Origin of the sequence: Caryophanon tenue (genome assembly GCF_001700315.1) — a bacterium.
GTDB classification, from domain to species: Bacteria; Bacillota; Bacilli; order Bacillales_A; family Planococcaceae; genus Caryophanon; species Caryophanon tenue.
This window is the reverse complement of sequence record NZ_MASJ01000002.1, coordinates 142492-151048: the sequence shown is the minus strand read 5'-3', so window position 1 is coordinate 151048 and position 8557 is coordinate 142492. Positions and strand designations below refer to the sequence as shown.

The window sequence follows — 8557 nt, the reverse complement described above, 5'->3', positions numbered from 1 at the left end:
TAGGCACGCCGCCAGCGTTCGTCCTGAGCCAGGATCAAACTCTCCAAAAAGAATTTGAGTTAAGCTCAAATTTTTCATCTCAAACCGTAGTTCTCGATGTTGCTGGCATCATTTAAGATGTCATAATTTTGTCAGTTAAACTGACTATGTTTCATCAACGTTTGTTGTTCAGTTTTCAAGGTTCATGTTTTTCGTTCGTGTTAAGCGAACTTCTATATCTTATCACCGCTATCTTTTTGTGTCAATAACTTTTTTGAAATAATTTTTCAACTAAGTTTTTAACACCTCTCGTAAGCGACTTCAATATAATATCATCTAACAATAATATACGTCAATACTTTTTCTATATTTTTTTCAAAAGAAAAAAGCAGCTGTTTTCTTTATATAAGAAACAACTGCTGTTTTTCTGTAAATGTTACTACCCTACATAACAAATGTACTCCGCAAGCATAGCTTAAGCCCGACATCATACAGCTATTTGCTCTTTAAAAATCTACAAGCCTTTAGCATACATTGCTTTTGTTAGGTTATCTACTTACGTTATTACGATTCATTTATTTTAAAACATTTACCTCTACTAATGCTTCATAAAGGATTTTCGCCATTTGTTGACGTGTTAAATTCGCTTGCGGTGAGAAGACATTGTCGTCACCCGTCATAATGTTTGCGCCAAATAATTTCGCTACTGCTGGTTGTGCATATGGAGAAATAGCTGCTACATCTGTGTACGATACGTCTGCCTCGGCAAATGTATGACCTTTATATTCCATCATGCGTACAATCATCGTCGCTGCCTGTTGACGTGTAATTAGGCTACCTGGCTCAAACGTTGTTGCTGTTTTACCGGTTACGATGCCTGCTTCTACTAATGCTTGAACTTCTTGTGCGTACCATTTCCCTTTTACATCCGTAAAGGCTGTCGCTGCTTTAGCCTCTAATTTTAAGGCACGCGCAATCATTACCGCAAATTGAGCGCGTGTCATCGTGGCTTTTGGCTCAAATGTTGTTGGCGTTGTACCTGTTGTAATGCCCGCTGCGTATAGTGCTGCAATTGCATTTGCGCTGTAAGAATCCGCAATATCCGTAAACGGTGCTGTTGGTGCTTCTGGTTCAACCGGTGTTGTCGGTTCCTCTGGCGTCACAGGTACTTCTGGTTCAGTCGGTTCTTCCGGCAGTACTGGTTGTGTTGGCTCTACAGGTGTTACAGGCTCTGTAGGCACCACTGGTAAGCCAGGTATTACCGTTGATTTCGGTTGTAGTGCTACTTGCACTAATACTGGGTCATGGTCTGAGAAGCTCCCCTCTAACACATTTGTATTCACATGGATAACATCCACTTGGGCATCTTTTGCCATGCTGTTTGTTACTAAAATATGATCTAATACTTGGTTATTACCTTGGAATGAATATGTGTAACGGTCGGCTGCATCCGCAACGTCGATCATATTCGTTAACTCAGCGCCTTTTAATGCTGTTAATGGTGCTGAGAACTCAAAGTCGTTCATATCACCGGCAACGATAATGTTTGCATCTTTATTTTTCGCTAATCCTTTTTTAATAAAGGCATTAATGGCTGTTGCTAACGCTACACGTTCCGCTTCTGAATGTAGCTGTGCTGGTTGGATATTACCGAATAATGGTGTGTCGCCACCTTTAGAGTTTAAATGCGCACCAATCACGATAAAGTCTTCACCTGTTGTGTTTAATGTAAATTGTGCTGCTAATGCTTTACGTGTATTTTCTTGCTGATGCTCCATCACACGTCCTGGATTCAATGTTAAATCACCAGTATTTGTCCATTCAACACCATCTGTTGCTGAACCTTTTTCGCCCTCGTGTAATGTTACACGCTCTGGGTTATATAAGAAGCCTGGACGAATGTTTGCGCCTGGTGCACCACCATCTTGATTATTTTCTGGTGCGATATCTGTCCATTTATATTCCACACCTGTTAATTCTTTAATTGCTGCGATCAACACTTCGTAGCTTTCAGATGCATCTGTTACACCTGTATCTTTTGAACCGTCATTATCTTGTACTTCTGTTAATGTCACAACGTCTGGTGTTTGTAAGTTTTCAGCAATATGCTTCGCAATGCCTTTTACTTTATCGGCAGTTGTCGTGGCTGAGAAGTTTTCGATATTGTAAGCCGCTACTGTTACTTTATCTGCTGCTGGCTCGATATGTGTCACATCCGTTGTTACATCCGCTACTACTAGTTCTGGTAATGCTTCTGTTGTATATAACTTGAAGTTGTCGCTATCGTACCCCATCACACCGACGATATTGCCTTTAAACGCATCGCCTGCTTTCACATCTACACCTGCGCTCACTAAAATACGCTCTGTATTGTAGTTATCTTTTGCGATGTTTAAGCCACCTGTGTTGTTAAATGTTAATGTATCCGCAATAGCACTTGGTACAACTGTTACAACACCACCTGATTGTGGCGCAACGATTTTCGCATCTTTCACCGCAACACGCATACCTTCTAACGATTCATAGAAATCGATAGCATCTTCTGCTGGGTCAAATGTTGCAAATTGGTCGTTATCAATCACTTTTGCTGGTGCTTTTACATCTTCACCAATCAATAAAGCTGTTGGTAATGCGGCTGTTGCTGTTTTTGTTACTTGTTCGGCAACAATTGTCGTCGTCGTTAAGTCTGTACCACCACCAAGCTCACGTACTTGCCCGTCTACCGTTACAACATCACCTACCGCAAAGCCATGGTCTTCGTACGCCACATAAATCGCATCTGATGTATCGTTATTGCCATCCGCTTCTCCTTGAATCACAAAGTTTCCGCTATCTGCTACATGCGTCACAACACCTGCTACTTCGACGAAATCATTTACGAATGGTGATGTATGTGCTGCACCTTGAATATCACCAATTTTTTTATCGTTATGGAATGGTGCTACTTGGTACGTAAATGTTTGTGTAATTTCTTTGCCGTTATGGACAATTAACGCTTTAATCGTTATGTCTTCGACTACCATAATTTCGCCGTTATAAACTGTACTTTCTGTCGTTGGTTCAGAACCATCTGTTGTGTAGTAAATATCTGCATCTGCATAAATTGTTTGTAAAGCAATCGCTGTATTTGCTTTTACATATTCATTTGCACGAGATGATGTTAATTCACCTGCGAAATCTTGCAAGCCTGTTACTTGTACGCGGAATACGTCATCTGCACGGTAATTGCCTGCAACACCTGTTACATTAACAATATCGCCTTCTTTATACACCGCTTTAAATTCCGTGCCCGTTAATCCACCACGTGAATCATTGTGTACTTGTACTGTTTTGCCGTCTTTTTCTAAAATCGTAAATGTGAAGTTATCATAGCTATCTGTTACGATTTCTGTAATCGTTACTTGCTCAAGTTGTACGCGCTTGCCTAAGTGCTCTGCGTTTAATGCTTCTGCTGTTGTCATGACTGGTTGTGGTAATGCTTTCGTACCTACTACTTCAATCGCTGTTGGACGAATTTGAATTTCGTTATTGTATATATCATGTGTACCTTCCACAACAACCTCTTGTCCTACACTTAAGCCCGCATGTGATGAATAAACGTATACACCGCCTGTTTCATCTTGTACATAAAATGCTTTTGAGCCGTTAAAGCCTGGTTTTGTCGTAATAACACCTTGGAATTTTACCGCTGTGCCGTTATCGACATGGCGTACATCTGCAATCGGTGAAATCGCTACTTCTTCCTTCTCTGTTGCTACACCGTCTTGTACTAATGTAAAGGCATCCCCTAAAGCTTTTAGTTGTAACGTGCCATTAAAGTTGGCTGCGATCCCTTCTACTGTTACGATATCACCGTCATTATAGCCCGCTTCGATAAACTGCTCATATGTATAACCACTACGGTAATCTACACGTACTGTTAATGGCTCTTGCCCGTCCTTTGTCGCTTTGAACTCAAATGTCCCTTTGTCACCTTGTGCTACTAAATCCGTAATTGTTACGTCCTCTAGTGCCACAAGTTGTCCTTGGTTATTTGCCGTTACCCAACCAGCCTCAGCAACAACCGCTTCGCCTGCTGCTACTTTCGTAATTGTTGGTGTACCGCTAATTTGAATTTCCCCATTGTATTCATCTGTTGTTCCAGTAATCTCAACAACATCGCCAACTGCAAAACCTGTGTCGCGTGTATATACGAATACACCACCTGTTTCATCTTGTACGTAAAATGCTGCGTTGCTTCCCGCGAAACCTTGTGCTGTTGTAATTGTTCCTTGAATCGTTACGACTGAACCTTTTTCTGCTGTACGTGCATCAGCAATTGTTGAAGTGGCAACGACTTCTTCTGCTTGCACAGCTGGTGTCACGATTGTTGCTGTTAATGCAGCTGCTGCTAAAAATTGTGTTGATTTACGTAATGTTGAACGTTTTAACATGATAAAATTCCTCCAAAGCTATAATCTACCCAAAATATATACTACTCTAATATTTTTCTTCAATAGCAATTCTGTTGTCCGACATCAGAGGTCCATGCAGAAGAGCCATATAAAAAACACTCATGAAAGCACTTTCATGCTTACTGAGTGTTTAGATGTATAATTTTAGGCTTGTGCATTCTCCTGTTGTTTACGCGCGGCTTTACGCTCTGCTAAACGAAGACGGTCACGCTCCGACATCGCATTGTATTTTGGCAAGACAAGTAACTGGTACGCATTGACCGCAACGAGCGGGAATAATAAAAGTGCCACGTAGCTATCAATATTGACGTCACGCCCCATTAATGCAATCGTCCACTCCAGCGTTGTGACCACAATCATAAAAAATAATGACGGGATAAAAATATGCTTCTTCCCCGTAAGCTTTACTTTTTGATGCGCTGTTACAAACGAACAACCTATTAATACAAATAGTAATGCCCCGTAAAACAGCCCTGTTTGCCAAGACGTTGTAAACGGCAAGAAACGGAACACAACTAAATCCACAATTACAACAACAATTAATAGTACTTGTACCCAATTCCATAATGTCAGCGATTTAAATACACCGACACCAATTTGATGAATCGTTAAATACGCAAAATAGCCCGCTTGCGAAATAACAGCCATTGTGACACCGAGTAAAAACATCCACACAAAGCTTGCTACAACTTCCCCAAATTCTCCTGCTTGTATGTATGGCGCGTAAATATCCCAGCGTATCAATAAACTTGCAATACTCGTTAAGCTCCCCCCTAATAAAATGCCCCAAAACGCAAACTTAATAAAATTCCGTATAGTCATTCCCAAACACCCCTAATGTGTGAAATTTCGACAAAACGTTCTTATTATATAGCGAAAATACCTATTCTTTGTTTCATTTTAACAAACGTCGCTCAATAAAAAAAGCATAGACAAAGCATCATGCCTTGTCTACGCGTTCAAACAATTTATTTCGTTAGTTTATTAATAACATTTTGTGCAATGTTTAAGTATAACTGACCTGTTGGATGGTTTTCTGCATATACAGATGGTGCAAAGTCTTCGTCATTCCAATCTGGTTGTCCTAATGGAATTTGACCAAGTAACTCTGTACGTAATTCTTCAGCAAGCTTTGGTCCGCCGCCTTTACCGAATACATATTCACGTTCACCTGTTTTTGACTCATGCCAAGACATGTTTTCAACAACACCTAAAATTTCGTGATCTGTTTGAAGAGCCATCGCCCCTGCACGTGCCGCAACAAATGCTGCTGTTGGGTGCGGTGTTGTAACTACGATTTCTTTTGAAGCCGGTAACATTTGGTGAATATCAAGTGCGATATCGCCTGTACCTGGTGGTAAGTCTAATAATAAGTAATCAATATCTCCCCACTCTACATCGCGGAAGAATTGGTCTAATACTTTCCCAAGCATTGGTCCACGCCAAACGATTGGTGCGTTGTTTTCAACGAAGAAGCCCATTGAAATCATTTTTACACCTAGACGATCAACTGGGTAAATGCGGTCATTTTTCACAACTGGCATTTCTTGTACACCCATCATATCCGGTACGCTGAAGCCGTAAATATCTGCATCAATTAACGCCACTTTTTTGCCTAGACGCGCTAAAGCAACTGCTAAGTTTACTGACACCGTTGATTTACCTACGCCGCCTTTACCAGAAGCAATTGAAATAAATTGTACTTTTGATAATGGTGATAAAATATCTTGTGCTTCTGATTCCGTTGCTTGTCCGCGGAATTTTTCAAGCTGTTCTTTTGAAAGCTCTTCAAAACGAATACCTACCGTGTTGGCACCCGCCTCTTTTAACTTTTCAACAACTTTCATTTGCAGTTGCATTTGTTCTGGTGTATTTGTTTTCGTAATAGCGATTTTTACGCTTACGTGATTTTTTTCTTCTTTAATTGAAACATTTAAAATGCCGTCAGTTTCTTGTAACGTTCTATGTAAAAACGGATCTTCTAATTGACCAAGAATTTCACGGACTTGTTGCTCGTTAATCAAGTAAAACACTCCCCTAAATCTGTTTGATAGGTTTTATTATAGCATAACTATATCGCCATTCTACTATGATATGTTTCAGAAATGAAAAGGCTTTCGTGCGCGTAAAAAAGTTTCTCAATCAACTGCTAGCATGCAGCGGAACTTCTACACTACCTTTTTGAATACGGATGATGATTGCCATTGTTATCCTTCGCCTTTTTCGACACAGTTTTATCTATACTTTTCCGAAAAAATATAGATGAACATGTATTGCAGATGTTTCGATAAATAATAAGCAATAAAAAAAACACGCTCCGACAAATGTCGGAACGTGTTTTGAAACTCTGTACAAACCAAAATTAACGTTTAGAGAATTGAGGTGCACGACGAGCGCCTTTAAGACCGTATTTTTTACGTTCTTTCATACGAGCGTCACGAGTTAAGAATCCAGCTGCTTTTAATACTGGACGGAATGCTGGGTCAACTTGTAGTAACGCGCGAGCGATACCGTGACGGATTGCGCCAGCTTGACCAGTGTATCCACCACCGTTAACGTTTACGTGGATATCGTAGCTTCCTACAGTTTCAGTTGCTACTAATGGTTGTTTAATGATTTCACGTAACGTTTCAAATGGAACGTACTCAGTGATATCACGCTTGTTGATTACGATTGTGCCTTCGCCTGGTACTAAACGTACGCGGGCTACTGAACTTTTACGGCGACCTGTGCCGATGTATTGAACTTGTGCCAAGGTTGTATCCTCCTTTTATTATTATCCGCGAAGCTCATAAGCTTCTGGTTTTTGTGCTGCGTGTGGGTGCTCAGAACCAGTATAAACGTTTAATTTACCAAACATTTTACGGCCTAAAGAGTTCTTTGGAAGCATCCCTTTGATTGCTAACTCAAGCATTTGAGTTGGGTATTTTTCTTTCATTTCGCCAGCTGTGCGTTGTTTTAAGCCGCCTGCGAATTGAGTGTGACGGTAGTAAATTTTACCTTGTAATTTATTACCTGTTAACTCGATTTTTTCTGCGTTGATGATGATCACGTGATCACCTGTGTCAACGTTTGGTGTGAATGTTGGTTTATGTTTACCACGTAAGATAGCAGCTACTTCAGAAGCTAAACGACCAAGTGTTTGGCCTTCAGCGTCGATTACTAACCATTTACGTTCTACTTCGTGACCTTTAGCCATGAATGTTGTACGCATGTATATATCCTCCTAATCGATATGATTACCGTTATTTTTCATTAGTTACACTGATAAGTTTTCGGGGCTTATTTGTGGTGGTAATGAAAATACCATACATCATCTTATAACGAATCTAAAACAAAGTCAAGCAAAAAAACAAAACACCTGGAGAAGTTGTCAGATGCCTAGTAATATACCTTTTCTAAGTATAATCCATGAGGCGGAGCTGTTTTTCCAGCCGTTTTTCTGTCCATACTTTCGATTATTTTTTGTACATTTTGTGGCGTTCTCTTTTCCGTTCCTACTTCCCATAAAGTACCAGCTATAATCCGTACCATATTATATAAGAAGCCATTCCCTTCAATTACCATATGCAGCTCTTCACCGTGTATTTCAAACGTTAAGCTATGCACCGTGCGTACTTTATCTTGTACGCTTGTATTTGCCGCACAAAAGCAAGAAAAATCATGCTCTCCGACAATATAGGCAGCAGCTTCACGCATTAATTCAATATTCGGGACAATGCCGTTTGTCTCTGTCGTGTAATGACGACGAAACGGACTTTGTATCGCTGCAAAATGCCAAATGTAACGGTAGCGCTTGCCACTGACGCTATAACGCGCGTGGAAGTCACTTGCTACTTCCTCACATGCTAACACGCGAATATCACGCGGTAGCTGTACATTTAATGCTTTCATATAGCTGTCTATTGGTATCGTTAGCGTCGTATCAAAATGGATCACTTGCCCCGTTGCATGTACACGCGCATCCGTACGTCCACTAGCAATAATCTTTACCGGCGTACCTTTATGCATTTTCGTTAATACTTGTTCAATCTCTAACTGAACGGTGCGCTCCCCGGGCTGTACTTGATAGCCAGAGAAGCTCGTCCCGTCATAACTAATTATCATTTTTAATCGTCTCATCA

General features: G+C 40.6%; 6 protein-coding genes. All 6 read right to left on the bottom strand.

Annotated elements, in window-relative coordinates:
• Positions 1 to 554: 554 nt before the first annotated feature.
• The gene (locus A6M13_RS03295) at positions 555 to 4412 is read right to left on the bottom strand and encodes an S-layer homology domain-containing protein (protein WP_066542831.1); all 3858 of its coding nucleotides are present in this window, start codon (positions 4410 to 4412) and stop codon (positions 555 to 557) included.
• Between the two features lie 165 nt (positions 4413 to 4577).
• Entirely contained in the window at positions 4578 to 5255 is a 678-nt protein-coding gene (locus A6M13_RS03290) for a KinB-signaling pathway activation protein (RefSeq protein ID WP_066542829.1), read from the bottom strand.
• Between the two features lie 146 nt (positions 5256 to 5401).
• Complete coding sequence (locus A6M13_RS03285; RefSeq protein ID WP_066542828.1) at positions 5402 to 6457, bottom strand: Mrp/NBP35 family ATP-binding protein; 1056 nt, start codon at positions 6455 to 6457, stop codon at positions 5402 to 5404.
• 338 nt (positions 6458 to 6795) lie between these two features.
• On the bottom strand, positions 6796 to 7188 hold the full coding sequence (gene rpsI, locus A6M13_RS03280; protein ID WP_066542827.1) for a 30S ribosomal protein S9: 393 nt from the start codon (positions 7186 to 7188) through the stop codon (positions 6796 to 6798).
• Between the two features lie 21 nt (positions 7189 to 7209).
• Positions 7210 to 7647, bottom strand: a complete 438-nt coding sequence (gene rplM / locus A6M13_RS03275; protein WP_066542826.1) for a 50S ribosomal protein L13 — start codon at positions 7645 to 7647, stop codon at positions 7210 to 7212.
• A gap of 167 nt (positions 7648 to 7814) precedes the next feature.
• Complete coding sequence (gene truA / locus A6M13_RS03270; RefSeq protein WP_066542825.1) at positions 7815 to 8555, bottom strand: tRNA pseudouridine(38-40) synthase TruA; 741 nt, start codon at positions 8553 to 8555, stop codon at positions 7815 to 7817.
• Positions 8556 to 8557 lie beyond the last annotated feature (2 nt).

What these genes read in the sequence shown, in the direction of transcription:
- truA (WP_066542825.1), bottom strand. Translation starts at nt 8,555, where the DNA reads ATGAGACGATTAAAAATGATAATTAGTTATGACGGGACGAGCTTCTCT.
- A6M13_RS03290 (WP_066542829.1), bottom strand. Translation starts at nt 5,255, where the DNA reads ATGACTATACGGAATTTTATTAAGTTTGCGTTTTGGGGCATTTTATTA.
- rplM (WP_066542826.1), bottom strand. Translation starts at nt 7,647, where the DNA reads ATGCGTACAACATTCATGGCTAAAGGTCACGAAGTAGAACGTAAATGG.
- A6M13_RS03295 (WP_066542831.1), bottom strand. Translation starts at nt 4,412, where the DNA reads ATGTTAAAACGTTCAACATTACGTAAATCAACACAATTTTTAGCAGCA.